The organism is Flavobacterium sp. DW-iso2 (assembly GCF_058725285.1).
On record NZ_JBZXDY010000001.1, the window covers coordinates 311228 to 330867 of the forward strand.

Here is a 19640-nt window from a genome sequence, read left to right on the forward strand (position 1 = left end):
GTTTCGCAACTGTTATTTTAATTAATCAAAAAATATTTATCGGTTATTTAGACTAATATAAAGTAATTAGGGTAGTAAAACTTTATCTATAACGTGCACTACACCATTACTACATTGAATATCTGGAATGACCATATTTGCGGGCGTTGTGATTCCTCTACTTTTAACAGTAAAGACTCCGTTTAAAAAAGGACTATACGATAATGTTCCTCCTCCAGCTGTTGTAGCAGTTGTACTTGTTTGCTCTGAAGTAAATTTTCCTCCTCCGATAGCGTGATTTAATAAAACTTGTTGCAACACAGCAGCTGGCGTATTAGCAACATCTTGTACAGTTGCAAAACCTGCAGCTATAAAAGCAGCATCTGTTGGGGCATAAATGGTAAAATTATTATTTGGATCAGCTAAAGTTGGAGCTAAACCAGAAGTAATAACCGCTTGTACTAAGAAAGTAAGTTCTGGTGTTTTAAAAACCTTAGCTTCTTTTAGTAATATCGCCGATGCAACAATGTCAACACCTGTAGCAATCATTACTTTGTCAATAGCATGAACAGTCCCATTACTAGCTTTTACATCTGTTAGGATAATTTTTGATCCATTAATATATAAATCATTTCCTCTACTTATAAAACGTCTATTAATTGTTAATGCAGATGCAGAAGTACTTCCTGACATGATTTGATTGGCTAGTAAATCACCATTAGAAACATGATATAATAATGTATTCGTTAAGAAACTATTTTGTAAACCGCCTAAGCTACCAGTGTTTACCAATCCTAATCTTGCAAAAGCATCGTTTGTAGGGGCAAAAACAGTATAATGTCCTGAAGGATCATTAGGATTGCTATTACTTAGAACTCCTACAACGCCGCCTTGAACTGCAGCGCCTTCAAGTGTACTGAAATTTGGATTAGCAACTGCAATACCAGCTATACTTGGAGTTTCGTCTTTATATTCTGAATCACAAGAAACAAGAGTTGCAATTAAAGATAGTGCTAAAACGACACTTTTTATATTTAAATTTTTCATTTTGTTCGTTTTTTTAATTAAAATTTATAAACTAATCCACCGTAAAAACCAGTCGATTTACCAATGTTTCTACCGGCTACTAAAGTGCTTGCTCCCGCAGAAACACCAAAGGCCTCAGTAAGGGGGGTGTATAGGTTTAAACCTATCTTTGTGTAATTTACTTTTGTAATTGGGAAATAACCTGCGAAACCTTCACCGAAGATATCAACACCGCCTGTAGATTTTTGATTAGCGATAAAAGCATCTCCATAAAAGTATTTTGCAGCATAACCTACTTTAAGCTCTGTTGCATAAGAATTAGGAACATCATTAGATGCATAATTTCCTGCTAACTGCGCTGAAGCAAATACTCCAGAATCCATTCTGAACATTGCCATTCCAGTTGTACTAACTGTAGTACTTCTGTTACCAATTGCAATAATTGATTGAAAACCTTCTTCAACTTTATAATTACTTAATGGTGTTTTTAAACCTAAAGCACCAATAAGGCGTAATGAAGATGAACCAAAATTAAAATTAAAAGGACTGTATTTAACAAATACAGATACATCTTGAAAACCTTTTCTTTCGTTTTCTAAGTTCAAATTTGTTAGTACTTCTTGCGTTGCATTACCTTTTGCAGTTACATATGGCAATACTAATACCACATCAACTTGGTCAGTAATCCCATAAGTTGCATAAATTGAAGTACTGGAGATTTTTGTTTCATTAAAAACGGGGACTCCATCTACTTCTTCAGGAATAAAAAATACTTTGTCATATTTTTCATAGCTGTAAGAAATTGATACATTTCCTTTTCCTTTTCCTTGCATAAACCCACTTATTGGACTCTGCGAAAAAGCAGTATTAACACATCCTAGTGTTGTTACTGCTAAAATAAATAGTAATTGTTTTTTAATCATAATGGTTTATTGTTTTACGTTCGTGACTGATTTACGTAAAATGAATATAGTTGGTTTTAAAAAAAAGGAAAAAAAAGGAAAAAATTTTAAATAATGCTGATTTTGATATAGTTAGCGTCATAAAAAAAACAAAAAAAATTTTTTAATTTTTTTTAATTCTTTAAATAGATTGTAGTTTGTTTTTGCAGGATAATATTAGTTCACAGGATGTTTTTTTTATAATACTCCAGCATACTTTCAGTAGAGTGGCCTAACCTACGTTTAAGATGAATGATACTAAAATGGTATTGCAAACGCCAAACCCCATTTTGTCGGTACCTTCTGGCCGATGTAATTATATAATCAGGAAGCACGACAAACTGTTTCTTGGCATACAGCCTTGAAATGATTTCATTATCCTCATAGATGATAAATTGCTCATCAAAACCGTTTATTTCTTCGAATAATTTTTTAGTTATAAATAAAGATTGATCGCCGCCGCGGCAGGAAATATGATTGAATCGAGTGAACCACTGCGAAACTATCAAAACGGGATGTTTATAATCAAATTTCATTCTGAAACAGCCGGCCTGCTTTCCTTTTTGAACAGTATTATAAATAATGCGGTCAAAATTGGTTGGAGGAAAACTATCACAGTGTAAAAAATAAAGAACGGTTCCTGTGGCCTTTTTGGCTCCCAGATTCATTTGTATCGCTCTCCCTTTTTCTGTTTGAATTAATTTTACGTTTGAATTAGCCTTCAATATATCAGGAGAACCATCGGTACTTCCTCCATCAACAACTATTATTTCAATTGCTTCTTTCTGGAACACTTTATTTTCAAGATGTAATAATAGCTTTGTAATGCTTTTTAACTCATTAAAAACGGGAATTATTATTGAAATTTTATTCATTCAAACTCCAGTTGTAGTCTTTGTAATTTACTTTTGCCTTGCTACTGATTTTAGTAGTACTGTATTGGTTTAAAAAATCAATAACGGAACCTTTTTTCTTAAAATCACCAGCGAACCAATCAAATATTTTTGAGATTTCAATTTTGTTTGTTGTTATGGTATTCTTAGTTTTATCATTAATGAAGCTCTTTGCACCAGCAGCTAATTGCTGGTCTAATTTGGCTGCAGTATAGGCTTCATTAAGTAAATTAGGACAAGAAAAAGAAGCGCAATTGATGGCGAAATGTATTCTTGGTTCATCCATTTTGCGAAGTATTTCATGTTCGATTTCTTCTAAACTGTATTTTTTGTTTCCTAAAGAAAAGAATTTTTTACCCCAGGGATCATTAATGTTCTTGATGCTTTTAGTTGGATAATTGTCTAAAATTAATTGTACTGTATTGGCGTTGTACGCATTGATCCAATAAGCAAGTGTAGCGTTTCTAGACCATGATTTTGTAGGCACATTTTCCGATAACTCATTTAGATACGTTTGTAATTGGTTGCTGTCTTTTTTAAAACCTTTATAGTTTACATTTCCATTTTTAGAAACATTTTTTTTCAATAGTACATTCCATCTAGCATGATTCATACTCTCAGCATCTGCTGTGGTAGTTGTTTGGTATGCTTTAGTTGGAATTTCAAGATTATTTTTATTTTTACCGCAAGAAAGCAGTGGTAATAGAAGTAGTGTTAAGAAATATTTTTTCATTGGTTTTTTTTAAAATTATACAAGTATAGACAATCATATCAGTCAGTCCTGACAGAAAAAATCAATGATTATTTTAAAGGATATATTTCTTGCTTAATAAAATCATTTGGAAACTCATTCTCATCGTCAAACCCAAGTTCGATATCTCTTCCGTCTTCAGGTATATAATTAGTTTTAAATATGTAATCCCATAAACTTAGTGAAATTCCAAAGTTGACACCATATTTGTTTGGTATTTTTTTACTGTGATGCCAGATATGCATTTTAGGATTGTTAAATATGTATTTTAAAAAACCGTAGTCCCAACCCACATTAGCATGGTTCAAATGGCCTATGGCAATCGAGATGAAATGTACAATAAAAACATCTTCAAGGTTTACACCCCCAATAAGAATAATAGGGATATAAAGTATAGATTTATAAACAAGAGGTTCCATCCAATTGTATCTAAAATGGGCTGCAAACCCCATTTCCTTTACGCTGTGGTGGGTTTTGTGAATTTTCCATAAGAAAGGAATCATGTGTAATAAACGATGTACATTCCATTGGATGAAATCACTAATGAGGAAGAACACGAATAAAGCTAATGGTTTAGGGAACTCAGATATAGAAAAGAGCTGAATAGACATTAATTCGAGCCCAAAAAAATGGAGTATATCATTAATAAATTGTTCCACTACATTAGATAATGCAATAAGAAGAATTAGATTGAGTAAGAAAAAATTGAAAAAAAGATAAAATAGATCCAGCCAGAAATCTTTGCGAAAAATAGCTTGTTCTTTTCGCCAAGGAAACGCAATTTCAAGCAACCAGACTACCAAGGAAATGGCAATCAACCCATAAAAATAGTTGTCCCAATTCCAATATAGAATTTCGTTCTTCAGGTAGTTAAAATAACCGCTGTAGGAATTCAGTAGTATGTCAATGTATTTTTCCATTTGTTTGCAATTCGTATTTTAAGGTTTAAGCAGCTTTTTTTAATCTCTTTTAGTTATTGAAGTTAGATTTAAGACAGCAATGTCATAAGAGCTTTGTTCTAAATCTGCAAAGGTATCAATATCATTTAAAGTATCCAAAAGACAAACTTTCTGGCCTTTTAAATCCTTCATTGTAGCTTTAAAAACAGAGTCTTTTCCCCAGTCTTTATTTTGGAAAATTGCTGGATGGCCTTTTTTTAGTCCCAATAAATAATAACCGCCATCTTCTGCAGGCCCGATTGCCACATCATGGTTCATAAGCTTTTTAAAAGCAGTTTCAATAATGATTGCTTTTAAGTCAAATAAGTCACTGCCTACAATAATACAATTTTGGTATCCCATTTCAAAAAGAATTTCAAATGCATCGTGCATCCGTTGTCCTAAATCACCATTAACTTGTAACTTTTTTTGATAAAATTCTCTAGACCAAATGTCATCCTCGACAATGCCGCTATCATAAAACACAAATTTATCACAGTCGATTGAATGGGTTTCAGTCATGGTATGTAAAAGTAAATCTTTGTACACAACTAATGCTTTTTCATTACCGATAGTTTTTGCGAGTCTGGTTTTTACTTTGCCTAATTCGGCATTACGAGTAAAAATTAATAAAGCATCAGTCTTCATACACCTTGATTCCTTTGGTTAAATAAACACTCCATGCCTTATTGTAAGCGTGTACACTGTCTGTTACTTTATTTTGATTGTTCACCACTTTTCCGCCTGTGTTTTTATATTCAAAAATACCTCCGTACAAATTGTAAACATTTTTGTAGCCCAATTTTTGTAATTTTTCGCCTATCTGCTCGCTACGAACTCCAATAGAGCAATAGACTATTATAGTGGCATTCTTATCTGTAATGTTAGCGGTAACATTGTTAGACTTAAAATGATCGAAGCCTACGGGAAGGGCCCCTTGAATGTGACTTACTTTGTATTCTTTAGGTTCTCTGGCATCCAGAAAAACTAAGTTTTTTTTCTCTTTCAGTTCATTCACTTTGATATAGGGAACCGTTTCTTTATTCAGTTTTTTCAATACTTGCGGAATGTTATTCTGTGCAGATAACATTATTGAAAAAAAGAAACTCATAAAATAGATATAGAGGCGCATGGTGGTTTTTTTATAAAGGTATTTAATTTATTAGACGTCTAAAAACTTATTTCCTGACAGTGTAAATTTTAAATACGGTAAAAAATAAAAATAGATTATTTTATTTAAGTTCGAATCTCATTTGGTCTAGCTTTCGTTGCTACTCAATATCCTGTACACTGAGGGTCTTTAAACTTTTTTGTAAACAATGTAATTGCATTACAACCGTAATATATGTTAGGGACAGCTCTTTTAAATATATGGTATTTCAGTATAGTGGAGCGGTAAGGCTTCTATTTTATTAAGATATTTCTCTTCAAATTTTATATAAAATCTATATTATTTCACGCTATTTATTTGTAAATTAGCAATGGCTATTGCCAATATTATTAACTAATAGATACTATTATGAAAAATCTAGGCCTTTTATGTTTGCTGTTTACTTGCATTGGACTCCAAAGTTGTAAAAATAATAAAAGTGAAAAAATCATTAAAGCTAAGGAAGCTGTAGAGATCGTAAGCGTACAGTGTTATAAAGCACTTTATGAAGAAGATACGCTTGATTTGAAAATTAATACTTTCAAAAATGGGGAAATAAAGGGTAATATGGAGATGGCGATTGCTAATATGCCGAAAAAAGTTGGTGAAATTGCAGGAGAATTTCATGGTGATACCCTATTTGCTAGTTATACGTTTACCCAGGGTGGATATACGGAGAAAACATATAAAAATCCGATGGCATTTCTAAAGCGTGGGGACGAACTGATTTTAGGTGATGGGAAAATACAAATTACGTTGGGAGCCTCTCATTTTGTTAAAGGGGAGCCTATCGATTTTGAGCGTGTAAAATATAAATTCACTGCTGTGGATTGTGTTGATAAATAGTAGAAAAAGAAATAGAGAATTTCTGGTTCTAAATAACGTTATACTTTCTAAATAAATGACTGTTATATTTTTATAATAGCATTTACGTATAGTCCAATGTAAAAATCCCTTTCAAAGTGAAATTTGAAAGGGATTTTTTTCTAAATTGGTGATGATTTATCCGAGGTTAAAAATTAACTCTAAAACTTACATTAGGAGTCATACCTAGAGATTTGTTGTTTACGGTAACAGTTTTACTGTCGTCGTTTGGATCTACTTTGTAATAGCGGTTTATGACATTGTCTTCATCAGTGATATTGATTACCCCGCCACGTAGTGTAGCTTTAATGGCAGAACTGAAATTGAAACCGTAACTAAAAGAAGCATCCAAACGCATAAAATCATCTAGATTCTCGCTGTTAGGAGCGCCATAATTCACCATAGTATTATTACCGCTTTTTACAGTTTCATTGCCTGCAATCGGGCTGGTGTACGGTTGTCCATTTCGCCAAATTCCTCCCACTGAAACTTTTAGATTATCCAGAATATCATAATTAAACCCGAGTGAAGCAGAATGCCGAATGTCTACATTATTTGGAAAGGTAGAAGGAGTAAAGGAATCAAACTCATAGTCATTAGTGCTATACGTGTAACTAATCCAAGTACTGAATCGTCTCGCCGTTTTATTGGCCAAAAATTCGATTCCTTTTGCCGTATAACTTCCATGCGCATTTTTATATTGAAAGTTATTATAAAACCCTTGGTTAGAAGCCGTAATCCCATCTACAATTTTGTAAAACCCAGTCAGTTCAATATTCAATTTATTTTTTTTGAATTCTATTCCAAAAGAACTTTGTTTGCTGGTTGCGATAGGAATGTCCGCATTGTTGACCAGTACCCAGCGTCTTTTTTCAACACCGAGGAAATCATCTTCAAAATCGATGATTTGCGTTGCAGTTTGATTTTTAAATTCCCCTTCTAGTTTTAACGCAAACTGCTTCGATACTTGTTGGCGGATATTGATACGAGGTTCTACGAGTAATTTGTCAAATTTTTGAAAATAATTCAAGCGTGCTCCCAGTCTTAAATAGGTGTTGTTTTTATTGTACTCTGCTTCCGCAAAGACGGCATGATTGAGTAATACGTCTTTTTTAGTGCTAGAATAGGAGGGAGCACTCACGGTAGTTTGGTTGAGCATTCCGGTTTCGTTCACCTGATACCCTAATAATAAACTAAGGTTAGAGTTTGCTTTGTAATGTGCATTCAGCTTGGTTCCTGTTTCAAGTACTTCATTGGATTCGGTCAGAAGCTGGTCTGTTGGTACGCGATAATCGGTTGCATCAATATTGTATCTAGAAAAATAAGTGACTACCTCAGTACTAAAGGCATCCGTCCATTGGCCTTTCCAACTTCCTCCGTATCCCATATTCTTTTGCGAAAGCTGGCTAATTTTAGATGTGCTTTGATTTTCATTAGAATATTCAGCATAATTCAATGCGTTATTGATCCCTATTATATTGGCTCTAAAGCTATGTTTGTCGTTTAAGTCGAATAGTAATTTAGCAGTAAAGTCATAAAAATAGAAATCGGATTTAGTGCTTTTATCCGTATTGTCAGCATTAATCTCTGTGTCTTGAAAACTTCTCTGGTAATAGTTGGAAAAAGTGGGTGTGGTAATTACATCAGTTACGGAGCGACGTGCAGAGATATCCAACTCGAGATTTTTTGCCAACGGAATTTCTACAAACGCATCGGCACTGATTAAATTGACACCGCCGCCTCCTGAAATCGTAGTTCCTATCTTATCATTTGTACTCATGTTGATGGTACTCGAAACCCCATCACTATAGGCAGCGCTAGTTCCGTTTTTACTTACGATGACTTTATTAGTTACATTAGGATTGTAAGCTGAAATCAAACCAAAAAAGTGCCCAGAATGGTACATCTTTATATTGTCCCAAAGCATTAAATTCTGGTCATTTGTACCACCACGTACATTGATATTAGCAATACTTTCATTCGTGCTTTCCACTCCTGGCAAAGCTTGTATGGACTGTAATACATCAGGATCGACTAGTCCGGGAAGAATTCCAAATTTTTTAGTGTTTAAAACCGTGCTTCCGTCAATGTATTTCTGTAATCCAGGTGTTAGGTAAACATTTATCAATACTTGATTGAGTTCTTCCTTGGAAGGGTTCAAGAATATTTTCTTGCAATTACCTTCCGTAGAAAATAATTCATTTGCAGTAAATTGTTTGGATTCGTAGCCTATGTACGAAATGGTGATTTTGGCGTCAAGTGCTACCTTTTCTAAGATAAAAGTGCCGTTTTTTGCAGTAATGGTTCCATTTGAGCTATTATCAATCCGTATAGATGCTCCCGGTAAAGAAGTCTTTGAATCCTGAGCGATTACGATGCCACAAACTGGGAATGTTTTGTTTAGTACAGAAACTGTTACATAGCGATTGTCTAGCGCTTTAAAGTTCAAAAGTACTTTTGAGTTGAGGTACGCTATAGTTTGCTCAAGGGTTAGTTCAAGAGCTGGTTTTTCAAGAGCTATATTGGCCACATCTTCAACCGCATAGGAGAACTTCACATTGAATTGCTGCTCAATAGTACCTATAATCGTTGTTAAAGGAGTTTTGTTGGCAGCTGTTTGTCCCCGACCAATGGTGGTTATGCACAACAATAAATAAAGAATCCATTTATTCATAGTTATAGAATACGATAGTTTTGCCATCTATTTTGTAACTCAATTTTAAGGGAATAGTCACAGCTTCCAGCGCGATTTTTTGATTGGTATGGGTAAAACTTCCTGTAAATAGCTTAGTTGTATCAACACCATCCACTTTAATTTTAATATCGTACTGACGCTCTAATTCTGCTATTACTTGATTCAGAGGAATTCGAGTAAAACTGGATTCTTTTTGCATCCACGATGGGTTTTCAGCAGTAGAATCATCGACGGCTTCAATTTGCTTATTGACAACTCTAAACGTTTTACCAGGAGGTAACTTAACGGTTTCATTATTATAGGTTACACTTACTAGTCCTTCGTAGCAACTTACTTCATAATAATTGTTGCGTTGTTTTACATTAAAATGTGTTCCCAGTACTTTTACAACACCATCTGTAGTTTGTACGCTGAAGGTTTCTCCTTTTTGCACCTGAAAATAAGCTTCTCCATCAAGGGTTAAATCACGGTTGTTTTCCCATTTTTTTTCATTGAATGTGATTTTTGAAGCGGCATTCAATAAAACTTCGGAGTTATCTGGTAATCGGAATGTTTTTGTTTGTGCGATTCCGGTTTCATAGGATTGGGTATTGTTAAAAAACAGGAAATAAGAGGAAGTAAGCAGTACCAATAAAGCGGCCGCCACCTTAAAGAAGGTTGTAAATTTTAGCGTTCGTATTTTTGTTTCTTTTTTCGAAAGGGATCTGGTTTTGAAAGCTGCCAAAGCCGCTTGCGCATCTACCTTTGGGGTTTCCAAATGTGAAGCATAATGTGCTATTTTTTCAAGCGTGTCAAAACCTTCAGATTGTTTTAAATCCTCAATTTCTTGACTTGAAAGTTCGCCGTTAAGCCATTTTATTATTTCGTTTTCGTTTTTCATTTTCAACTCTATATGTATAAGACAACTTCAATTCGATTTACCCTACTATAAATCAAATAATTATATGTTTTCTATTTGTGTTTTCAAAATTTTAAGTGCCGCCGACATTCTTTTTTCAACGGCTTTCTGCGAAATATCAAGCAATTCTGCGATTTCGCGGTATTTTTTTCCGTCAATGCGATTCATTAGAAAGACTTCGCGCTGTGCTTCACTTAAAGAGGTAATTGCATTCTGCAGTTTTACTTTGAACTCTTCTTCTTCGAATAAATATTCCGGACTTTGATTTGTAGTGTCTAAATTAGGCGTCTCTTTGGCGAAAGCCATAACTACCTTATTGTGTTTAATAGTATTCAGAAATAAATTATTTACTGTAGTAAGTAAATAGGTTTTGACTTTACTAAAATCAATCTGGGAACAATTCTCCCAAATTTTGGCAAAAGCATCTTGAACAAGATCCAAGGCAGCATCACTGTCGCCACATTTATAGTACGCAAAGTTAGTTGCTGATTGTACATTCTTTATATAAAAGTCGCTAAAATGTTGCTCCTCACAAAGGTTTTTATCTCCGTTATTCATATATAGTAGGTTGGTTGTATGGGTTGTAAATGTAAATTATTTTTTAAACAACGGGACAAGAGGATTAAACTGAAATTTTTTTTTGTCTTTTTTAGGATTGTAAAATATTGATTTAAAGCGATTTAGATATTTGTTTATTTTTTAATTAAAAAAGGGGGTAGGGTAAAAATAATGTTGATTGTCTTACTAACAGAAAGGCGAATCAATCATCGCTCTATAACATTAGAAAAACATTAAATTTGTAAATTATGAAAAGATTAAAAAGTATTACCGGAATTGCATTGATGGCTATATTTGGTTTAACATCATGCCAAAGTGAAGTAAATGAAGTGCAAGGAGAGAATCCAAATACAAATGCTGCTAGTTCAACAACTGCAAACAACCTGAAACGTACTTCTATGTATGATGGTTCATTTGATGATTTTATAGATGGAGCTTCTTGTTCGTCTATTTTATTGCCCGCTACCGCAAAAGTAAACGGGATTCAGGTTTCTATTTTAAGCCAATTGGATTACCAACAAGTCATTTCTATTTTAGGGCAGTTTAATAATGATCAGGATTCAGTGGAACTCCAATTTCCATTGCGTGTTAGAACAAGTAACTATACAGAGGTTACTGTGAACAATCAAACGGAGTACAATGCAATTTTGAATGCATGTAGTTCAGCCGAAAGTTCAGGTCAAGCTGCCATTACTTCATTAAATATTAACTTTCCTATTACAATTTTAACTTATAATGTGAGTTTACAACAAACAGGAAGTGTAGTTATCACATCCGAAAAGGAATTGTTTGCGTATATGAGTAATGTAAGCAGTACTGAATTGTTTGCAGTTAAGTATCCAATAACGGTTAAACTTATTGATGGTACACAATCAACAGTTAATAGCGATGCTGAATTGCAATCAAATATTAATGCTTCTGTTACAACGCAAGCAACAATAACGCAAGCAGAGCAGAATTCGAAAAAACTAGAAACGATTTTAGTTAATGGTCCGTTTAAAGTACAATCGTTTATAACTGCTGGAGTAGATTCAGCAAACAATTATAAAGATACTACTGTAGATTTTGCAAACGACTGGAAAGTAAAAGCGGTTACTGCTTTGACAACGACTGCTACAGGGACTTATGCCGTAAGTTCAGAGTTAGATGTTTTTCTGAAATTAAATTTCACTGGAAGTACTTCTTTTAGCTTATTGAATAATACATGGAAAGTAGCAAGTTTTACTACATCGACAATAACGTTACAAAGTACAACAAATGCTGCCGTAAGCTTAGTGTTGACACAAATATAACTCGAGCTATTAGTTTAAAAATATCGGATTAGTTTTAGACAGCAACTGGAAATGGTTGCTGTTTTTTAAAACGGGATTCAAAAAAAAGAATAATATGAAAAAAAGAATTGCATTAGTAACGATGGCCTTTGCCTTATTAGTTTCCTGTTCTAAAGAGGATAGTACAGATACTGCCTCTGTAGACGGATTTTCAATCACTAATAATAAGAAAGCAACAGGAAGTTCGTCCCATGATTTATTATCTGGTGATACTTATAAAAGTATGGTAATCGAATTGGTTTATGTCCAAGGATACGAACCATCAGCGACAGCAATTAGTAATTTCACTTCTTTTTTGAATGCCAGAACTAATAAGTCAGGGGGAATAACAGTTGTAAAGAGAGCAATTGCGTCACCGGCGAAAGCCACTTTTACAAATCAAGAAATTGTCGCTATCGAAGATGCCAATAGAACGAAGTACAACACGGCAAATCAGATTGCAGTTTGGGCTCTTTTTATAGATGGAGCTTCTGCTTCTGACTCAGGAAATAGCTATGTTTTAGGAACTGCTTATAGAAATACATCCTTTGTCATCTATGAAAAGACGGTTCAAAGTTTGAGCGATAGTCCTTTTGAACCTAACAGGGCTTTATTTGAAACAACAGTAATAACGCATGAGTTTGGGCATATTCTTGGACTGACTAATTTAGGCACGCCCTTGCAAAGCAATCATGAAGATGCGGCACACGAAAAACATTGTAATGTCGAAAGTTGTTTAATGTATTGGTCTGCAGAATCAGGAAGTGGAGTTGCCAATATGGTTTCAGGAGGTTCAGCCCCGAAACTGGATGCCCAATGTTTAGCAGATCTTAAAGCGAACGGCGGGAAATAAAAATAAGTATAAATAAGAAAACATGAAAAATATATATAGGACACTAGTTTTATTAGTAGGAATAGTGACATCTGTAAACGCGCAGAATACAGCAACGCATCAGTCAAATGCGGGAATAAAAGGAGGGTATAATTTAGCTGCCGTAAGTTTTGACGGTGACGGAGAAACGGGACAACGCCACGGGTTTCACATAGGGGTTTATGGAGAATCCTTTATCAGCGAAAGCTTTTCTATCCAACCGGAATTGATGTATTCTCAACAAGGCTACGAAATCAAAGATGCTAATGGTACTTTTACTCAAAAACTGAATTATATCAATTTACCGCTAATGCTAAAAGCCTATCCGTCTAAAAATTTCTTCTTAGAGGCAGGACCACAAATAGGATTAGCTATTTCTCATAAGGAAGAATACGATGGTTTGTTTAGTAGTTCTCAGGAATATGATCCTAATAACTTTGACTGGGGAATGAACTTTGGAGCAGGTTTTAAAACTAATTCCGGAATCAGTTTAGGTGTGCGTTACCACCGAGGCCTTGGAGATTTGTATGATGAAGGAAAAGCACAGAACCGAGTTTGGCAATTTTCAGTTGGATTTGATTTGTAAGTCATGACATTTTTATAATATGATAAACCCTTTCAGAGTAGTACTTTGAAAGGGTTTTGTTTTTGTTTCGAATGAGTGATGTATTGGAAACAGTTCTTTCTGATTCTAAAGTGTAGATTTCATTCGTACGAATGACAGTCGATCTCAATTGCAGATTCCCTAAAATTCAATTATCTTTACGACCAAATAATGATTAGAATGACTACCAAAGAGAATCCAACCCAATTAGAACAGTATTTCCAACAATTTCGCAAGAATATTATAGGAATCGATCAAGACTTCCGTTCTCCGTACGGGCAACAACAAATTATCTATACGGATTGGACCGCCAGTGGTCGTTTATACCGTCCGATTGAGGAAAAATTGATGAATGAATTTGGGCCTTTTGTTGCAAATACGCATACGGAGACTACGGTGTCTGGTACAGCGATGACTAAAGCTTACCACCATTCTCGCAGCATTATCAAAAAGCATGTTAATGCAAATAGTGATGATGTTCTAATTACCGACGGAACGGGTATGACGGGGGTAGTCAACAAATTTCAACGTATTCTGGGATTGAAAGTACCGGAGAACCTGAAAGATTTTATAAATGTACCTGCTGATAAGAAACCTGTTGTCTTTATTTCGCACATGGAGCATCATTCAAATCAGACTTCTTGGTTAGAAACTATTGCTGAAGTTGAGGTTATTCCTTCTACGGAGGATGGATTATTTAGCGTAGAAAATTTAGAAATACTATTAGATAAATACAAAGACCGAAGTTTTAAAATTGCGTCAATTACTTCCTGCTCTAATGTAACGGGGATACGAACACCTTATCATGAGGTGGCAAAAATAATGCATCAACATAACGGACTTTGTTTTGTTGATTTTGCTTGTTCGGGACCTTATGTAGAAATCGACATGCATCCTAAAGATTCAGAAAGCTTTTTGGACGCCATTTTCTTTTCACCTCATAAATTTCTTGGAGGACCTGGAACCTGTGGTGTTTTAGTATTTAATAAAAAATTATATCAAAACTTAGTTCCTGATAATCCAGGAGGAGGGACGGTTTCTTGGACTAATCCTTGGGGCGGACATAAGTATATCGATAATATTGAAGATAGGGAAGACGGGGGAACACCTGGTTTTCTACAAGTTATTAAGACTGCGCTTGTTATTCAACTGAAAGAGCAGATGGGAATTGATAATATCCTGAAAAGAGAACATGAAATTGTAGATTATATCTTCTCTGAATTAGGAACTGTTTCGAATATTAAAATTTTGGCGGCACAGCATCAAGATCGATTGGGTGTAATCTCATTTTATGTTGATGATTTACATTTTAATTTGGGTGTGAAATTACTGAATGATAAATTCGGAATACAAACTCGTGGAGGATGTAGTTGCGCTGGAACCTACGGACATTTTTTATTGCACGTAGATCAGGAAACGTCTCATAAATTGATTGACGAAATTACCTTAGGTGATTTAATTAGAAAACCGGGTTGGATTAGAATGTCTATTCATCCTACAACAACAAATGCCGAGATTGAATTTGTTTGTAACAGCATTAAGGCTTTGGCCGAAAACCATAAAACATGGGCTATGGATTATACCTACAATAGAGATACAAATGAGTTTGTCCACAAGGACGCACAGCCGTTAGAAGATGAATTGGTTAAAAGCTGGTTTTCACTATAACCAATAGAAATCTATTTTTATATAAAAAAGCCCTTTAAGAGATACTTAAAGGGCTTTTTAGTTGGCATTAATTCATTTTAAGAACTGCAAGATAGCATCGAGCTTCCAATTTTTTCTCTGGCCCAATCCGGTCTTTTAGCAAACCATTTTTGGTATTCGTCTTGTTCTTGATATGGATTTTTTAATAAAAGGTGTAGTTCTTCAATTAGCGAGTAATCCTCTTTTTCTGCCGCTTCAATAGCTAATTGCGACATATAATTTCGCAATACATATTTAGGATTTACTTGATCCATTGCTACTTTACGGTCTGCATCTGATATCGATTCCTGTTGCAGTCTATTTAAATATTGGGTAAACCAATACATCCAAGCATCGTACGTTTTGTCTACAAGTTCTTCTATCTTGTAGAAGGATTCCTTAATCAATTCGAAAGCATTTTCAACGGAATCTTCTTTTTTAATGTGGCTTAATTTTCTAAAGAAAATTGTCATGTCTGTTTCCGTGAGTTGAAGATTTTCGGTAAGGATATGAATAAGTTGGTTGTCCTCTTCTTCTGTAGTGGACAGTCCTAATTTATTTCGCATCATACTTAAATATTCTTTCTCATATTGCGATTGAAAGGCTTCTAATATCGATTCTAAGGGCGCTGCTTCCTGAATCAGGGGGTACAAAGCATTGGCCAACTGATATAAATTCCATAGTGCTATTTCGGCTTGATTGCCAAAACGATACCTACGATTTTCACGATCCGTTGTATTTGGGGTCCAGTTGGGGTTGTAATCCTCTAACCATCCGTAGGGGCCGTAATCTATAGTAAGTCCTAAAATGGACATATTATCTGTGTTCATCACGCCGTGTACAAAACCGACACGCTGCCAGTGTATAATCATCTTGCGAGTCTTGTCTGCAACGGCTTGTAGAAGTTGAACATAATTGGCTGCCGTATTTCCTTTGATTTCGGGAAAATGATATTTAATCGTAAAATCAGTGATTGCTTTTAATGTTTTCAGATCTTTTTGAGAAGAGAACAGTTCGAAATTTCCAAAACGAATAAAAGAAGGCGCTACTCTGCAAACCACTGCGCCTTTTTCATAAGCGGGGTTTCCGTCATACATGACGTCACGCAATACCTGGTCTCCAGTAAGCATCAAGGATAACGATCGGGTAGTGGGTACACCAAGGTGAAACATGGCTTCGCTACACAAATGCTCTCGTATGGAAGAGCGCAATACGGCTAGACCATCTGCTCTACGGGAGTAAGGAGTCATGCCGGCTCCTTTTAATTGTAAGGTATAAACTTGTTCCTTGTTTTCTACTTCAGCAAGAATAATGGCTCTACCATCTCCTAATTGCCCAGCCCAATTACCAAACTGATGTCCGGCGTAGCTCATCGAATACGGACGTGAACCTGGTAGCAGTTCTTTCCCTGAAAATACGTTTGTGAATTCAGAAGATTGCGCGTCTTCATTAGAAATGCCAAGCAGTGCTGCCGCTTCTTCTGAAAAATGGATTAATTTAGGATTCGAGGGTATTTGGGGTGTCACAAAAGAAAAACAAGCATTTTTAACCTGACGCGTAACATTAGTTTCGTCAGGATCTGCGGGTAATTCTGTGCTAAATCTATTGTTGATTTTTAACTTCATTTTATTTTGCATTAGCCTCAAAATTAGTCAAATATTTTTGCACCGACAGTTAATTAAAACTAAAATTACAGCGGCCTTCTTATCGTCTGTGTTTCCATCTTTTATGAGTCCAGAAATAATATTCTGGAGCTTCATGGATTTGTTTTTCAACTTCCTGAATAAAAGCATCGGTAATTTCAAAATCAGGAACCGACTTTGGATTGTCACTAATAGGAATCAGTGTGCATTCATAATAGCCTCTTCCAACTTTTTTTACTTTTGCAAAAATGACATTAAGATCATATCTCTTTGCCAGCATTTCTGGGCCTGTATGAACAGGAACTTCTACTCCCATGAATGATTTCCAATGAAAGATACGATCTGCTTTTGGCGATTGATCGCTAGCTAAGCCATATACAGAAAGAATATTTTCTTTTTGATTGTGTGCGATACATGGAATTGTTCTGCTAGTAGTAACTAGTTCAGTATTGTATTTTGATCGAATGTCTCTGATGAGTTTATCAAAATATTTATTGCTTAATTTTTTATAGACACCTACACCATGATAGCTTATTTTTTGATTAAGTGTAATTAACCACTCCCAACTGGCATAATGGGAAGCTATCAGCATAATGCTTTTTCCTTTTTGTTCGTATTCTGTCATCAGCTCAAGATTTGTAATTACAAATCTTTTGTTCATTTCTTCTGACGATATGGTCATGGTTTTTATCATTTCCATAAACATATCACATAAGTGATGGTATGATTTTTTCTCGATTAACAGTCTTTCTTTATCGGTAAGATGAGGCAGAGCCAAAGCAATGTTTGCTCTAACCACTTTCTTGCGATAACCGATAATGTAATACACTAAAAAATAGACTCCATCTGACAACCAATAAAAAATTTGAAAGGGAAGAATGGAAATCATCCAAAGAAAAGGGTAAGCTATAATAAAAACGAGGAATTGCATGCAGTATTTTTTCTTGCAAAGATAAGTCAAAAATGAATATCCAGATATATTTTGATGAGGTACTAATAGGGTCTGTCAGAATTAGTACCTTTGTAATTCACAATAAATAGACTTTATGAATATCATTTTAATAGCAATAATTGTTGTAACTGTACTTATTAGTTTCAAAGGTTTTGATGATCAAGCTTTTTTTAGAAAATACGAATTCCATATGGGAAGTGTTCGCGCTGGGGAACAAATCAGACTGATATCCTCCGGTTTTCTTCATGCAGACATCGCGCATTTGGCATTCAATATGATTACACTTTACTTTTTTGCTCCTGTGGTGATTGGTCATTTGGGTAGTTTGTCGTTTTTGATTGTTTACTTTGGAAGTTTAATTTTTGGAAGTTTATTGACCATCATGTTCCATAAAGACGATTATAATTATAGAGCAATAGGCGCTTCTGGAGCCGTTACGGGTGTTCTGTATTCGGCGATATTATTGCAACCAGATATGATGTTAGGGATCTTTTTTATAATTCCAATGCCAGCTTATCTTTTTGGGATTCTTTATTTGTTGTATTCTATTTATGGAATGAGAGCTAAGAACGATAATATAGGGCATACAGCGCATTTTGGAGGCGCTATTGGGGGGTATTTGATTACTTTGATTTCTAATCCGCATTTAGTGGTTGATCATACTTTTATGGTGGTATTACTTACTATTCCAATAATTATTCTTTTTGTAATGGCAAAAATGGGAAAATTATAATGGCATAATTTTTGAAAGATTTATAGTTCATATATTAATTAATACAAATCAAAATGAAAAAAGCACTAGTGGTACTGTCCATGATGTTTATGACCCTGTCATATGCTCAAGAAATCAAACAAATTCCGCAAATCAATGTTGCAGGAGAAGGAAAAGTTAAAGTAGTGCCAGATCAGGCCACTATTACTGCGACAGTGGAGACAAAAGGGAATGATGCTAAGGAGGTTAAAAAGCAAAATGACCAACAAATGGAAGCGGTTTTGAAGATCATCAAAAAAATGAATCTGGCACCGGCTGATTATAGAACGCAGCGTGTTTCATTAAATCCGGTTTATGATTATGAAAAAAAGAAGACAAGCTATAATGCTAGCCAAACCGTTGAGATTCTTTTGAGAGATTTATCGCAATATGATGAGTTAATGGAAGGACTAGTGAATCAGGGAATCAATAGAATTGATAATGTGATTTTCCAGTCTTCAAAACTAGCGCAATACCAATCAGAGGCAAGAAAATTAGCGATGAAGGATGCTAAACTCAAAGCAGAAGACTATGTGTCTGTTTTAGGGCAAAAAGTAGGTAAAGCGATGACTATCTCAGATAACTCACAAATTTATCAGCCACAGCCCGTTTATGCAAGAATGAAATCAATGGCTATGGAAGATAGTACAGTGCCAAGAGAAACGCTGGCTGAAGGAGAAATCACGATAACCGCAAATGTAAGCGTGAGTTTTATATTAGAATAAAATTAGTTACTACAGATTTGATATGGCTCCGTTCTTTTTATTAAGAAGCGGAGCTTTTTTTATTTTGCAAATTTAGTATTGAACTATAGTAATAATTGGATAAAAAAAAACGCTGCAATTGCTTGCAGCGTTTTGTGTGGATGGTAGGATTCTAACCTAGTCGGCTGAACCCTTATCTATGCTGCATTTGTCTAAATTTGTAACGCGATGTGCCACGATATTGCCATAAGAACAAAATTAATTAATTTCATGGATAAAGGGCAAAATTATCAGCTAATTAACTTGAATTTAATGAACGTAATAATTCATATTTAATGAAAATCAAATGTAGCTAAATTTAGAATAAAATTGTAGTAATTTTTTAAAGTTATTATAGAACTATTATTTTATTTTTGATTCTTAGCA

Annotated in this window: 19 protein-coding genes; 7 read left to right on the plus strand and 12 right to left on the minus strand. The window is 34.7% G+C overall.

The window, feature by feature from the left end; all coding sequences use genetic code 11:
* Window positions 1-66: 66 nt before the first annotated feature.
* The 7 genes from AC4PRO_RS01335 to AC4PRO_RS01365 form a co-directional block, all read right to left on the minus strand.
* Entirely contained in the window at window positions 67-1026 is a 960-nt protein-coding gene (locus tag AC4PRO_RS01335) for a fasciclin domain-containing protein (protein ID WP_492116009.1), read from the minus strand.
* Window positions 1027-1043: 17 nt separating this feature from the next.
* On the minus strand, window positions 1044-1928 hold the full coding sequence (locus AC4PRO_RS01340; protein ID WP_492116010.1) for a hypothetical protein: 885 nt from the start codon (window positions 1926-1928) through the stop codon (window positions 1044-1046).
* A 200-nt stretch (window positions 1929-2128) separates the two neighbouring features.
* Window positions 2129-2821 (minus strand): TIGR04283 family arsenosugar biosynthesis glycosyltransferase, encoded by a 693-nt coding sequence (locus AC4PRO_RS01345; RefSeq protein ID WP_492116011.1) that lies wholly within the window; start codon window positions 2819-2821, stop codon window positions 2129-2131.
* Window positions 2814-3572: a DUF547 domain-containing protein gene (locus AC4PRO_RS01350; RefSeq protein WP_492116012.1), complete on the minus strand. Its 759-nt coding sequence runs from the start codon at window positions 3570-3572 to the stop codon at window positions 2814-2816. Before AC4PRO_RS01350 ends, AC4PRO_RS01345 begins: the two co-directional genes overlap by 8 nt.
* Window positions 3573-3640: 68 nt before the next feature.
* The gene (locus AC4PRO_RS01355) at window positions 3641-4510 is read right to left on the minus strand and encodes a sterol desaturase family protein (protein WP_074724446.1); all 870 of its coding nucleotides are present in this window, start codon (window positions 4508-4510) and stop codon (window positions 3641-3643) included.
* Window positions 4511-4549: 39 nt separating this feature from the next.
* Window positions 4550-5176 (minus strand): TIGR04282 family arsenosugar biosynthesis glycosyltransferase, encoded by a 627-nt coding sequence (locus tag AC4PRO_RS01360; RefSeq protein WP_492116013.1) that lies wholly within the window; start codon window positions 5174-5176, stop codon window positions 4550-4552.
* Window positions 5166-5639 (minus strand): rhodanese-like domain-containing protein, encoded by a 474-nt coding sequence (locus AC4PRO_RS01365; RefSeq protein WP_245744995.1) that lies wholly within the window; start codon window positions 5637-5639, stop codon window positions 5166-5168. Before AC4PRO_RS01365 ends, AC4PRO_RS01360 begins: the two co-directional genes overlap by 11 nt.
* Window positions 5640-6047: 408 nt before the next feature.
* Between AC4PRO_RS01365 and AC4PRO_RS01370 the strand changes: the two genes are divergently transcribed.
* Window positions 6048-6524 (plus strand): hypothetical protein, encoded by a 477-nt coding sequence (locus tag AC4PRO_RS01370; RefSeq protein ID WP_074724443.1) that lies wholly within the window; start codon window positions 6048-6050, stop codon window positions 6522-6524.
* A 166-nt stretch (window positions 6525-6690) separates the two neighbouring features.
* Here the strand turns inward: AC4PRO_RS01370 and AC4PRO_RS01375 are convergent, their stop codons facing one another.
* Genes AC4PRO_RS01375 through AC4PRO_RS01385 form a run of 3 tightly spaced genes read right to left on the minus strand, consistent with a single transcriptional unit; the run spans window position 6691 to window position 10693 of the window.
* Entirely contained in the window at window positions 6691-9243 is a 2553-nt protein-coding gene (locus AC4PRO_RS01375; RefSeq protein ID WP_492116014.1) for a TonB-dependent receptor plug domain-containing protein, read from the minus strand.
* A complete protein-coding gene (locus AC4PRO_RS01380) occupies window positions 9209-10117 on the minus strand; it encodes a FecR family protein (protein ID WP_492116015.1) in 909 nt (302 codons plus the stop codon). Before AC4PRO_RS01380 ends, AC4PRO_RS01375 begins: the two co-directional genes overlap by 35 nt.
* Before the next feature lie 60 nt (window positions 10118-10177).
* Entirely contained in the window at window positions 10178-10693 is a 516-nt protein-coding gene (locus AC4PRO_RS01385) for an RNA polymerase sigma factor (protein WP_492116016.1), read from the minus strand.
* Window positions 10694-10941: 248 nt separating this feature from the next.
* On the opposite strand from AC4PRO_RS01385, the gene AC4PRO_RS01390 reads away from it, so the two are divergent.
* The 4 genes from AC4PRO_RS01390 (at window position 10942) to AC4PRO_RS01405 (ending at window position 15146) form a co-directional block, all read left to right on the plus strand.
* Entirely contained in the window at window positions 10942-11985 is a 1044-nt protein-coding gene (locus tag AC4PRO_RS01390) for a hypothetical protein (RefSeq protein WP_492116017.1), read from the plus strand.
* Window positions 11986-12079: 94 nt separating this feature from the next.
* Window positions 12080-12856 (plus strand): zinc metalloprotease, encoded by a 777-nt coding sequence (locus AC4PRO_RS01395; protein ID WP_492116018.1) that lies wholly within the window; start codon window positions 12080-12082, stop codon window positions 12854-12856.
* A 22-nt stretch (window positions 12857-12878) separates the two neighbouring features.
* Window positions 12879-13460, plus strand: coding sequence for a porin family protein (locus AC4PRO_RS01400; protein ID WP_492116019.1), 582 nt, complete (start codon window positions 12879-12881; stop codon window positions 13458-13460).
* A gap of 198 nt (window positions 13461-13658) precedes the next feature.
* A complete protein-coding gene (locus AC4PRO_RS01405; protein WP_492116020.1) occupies window positions 13659-15146 on the plus strand; it encodes an aminotransferase class V-fold PLP-dependent enzyme in 1488 nt (495 codons plus the stop codon).
* A 77-nt stretch (window positions 15147-15223) separates the two neighbouring features.
* Here AC4PRO_RS01405 and AC4PRO_RS01410 read toward each other — a convergent pair whose 3' ends face one another.
* Window positions 15224-16789, minus strand: coding sequence for a protein adenylyltransferase SelO (locus AC4PRO_RS01410; protein WP_492116021.1), 1566 nt, complete (start codon window positions 16787-16789; stop codon window positions 15224-15226).
* Between the two features lie 79 nt (window positions 16790-16868).
* Window positions 16869-17738: a lysophospholipid acyltransferase family protein gene (locus AC4PRO_RS01415; protein WP_492116022.1), complete on the minus strand. Its 870-nt coding sequence runs from the start codon at window positions 17736-17738 to the stop codon at window positions 16869-16871.
* A 115-nt stretch (window positions 17739-17853) separates the two neighbouring features.
* On the opposite strand from AC4PRO_RS01415, the gene AC4PRO_RS01420 reads away from it, so the two are divergent.
* Together AC4PRO_RS01420 and AC4PRO_RS01425 are read left to right on the plus strand one after the other, a co-directional pair.
* Window positions 17854-18492: a rhomboid family intramembrane serine protease gene (locus AC4PRO_RS01420; protein WP_074724433.1), complete on the plus strand. Its 639-nt coding sequence runs from the start codon at window positions 17854-17856 to the stop codon at window positions 18490-18492.
* Between the two features lie 53 nt (window positions 18493-18545).
* Entirely contained in the window at window positions 18546-19235 is a 690-nt protein-coding gene (locus AC4PRO_RS01425) for an SIMPL domain-containing protein (RefSeq protein WP_074724432.1), read from the plus strand.
* Window positions 19236-19640 lie beyond the last annotated feature (405 nt).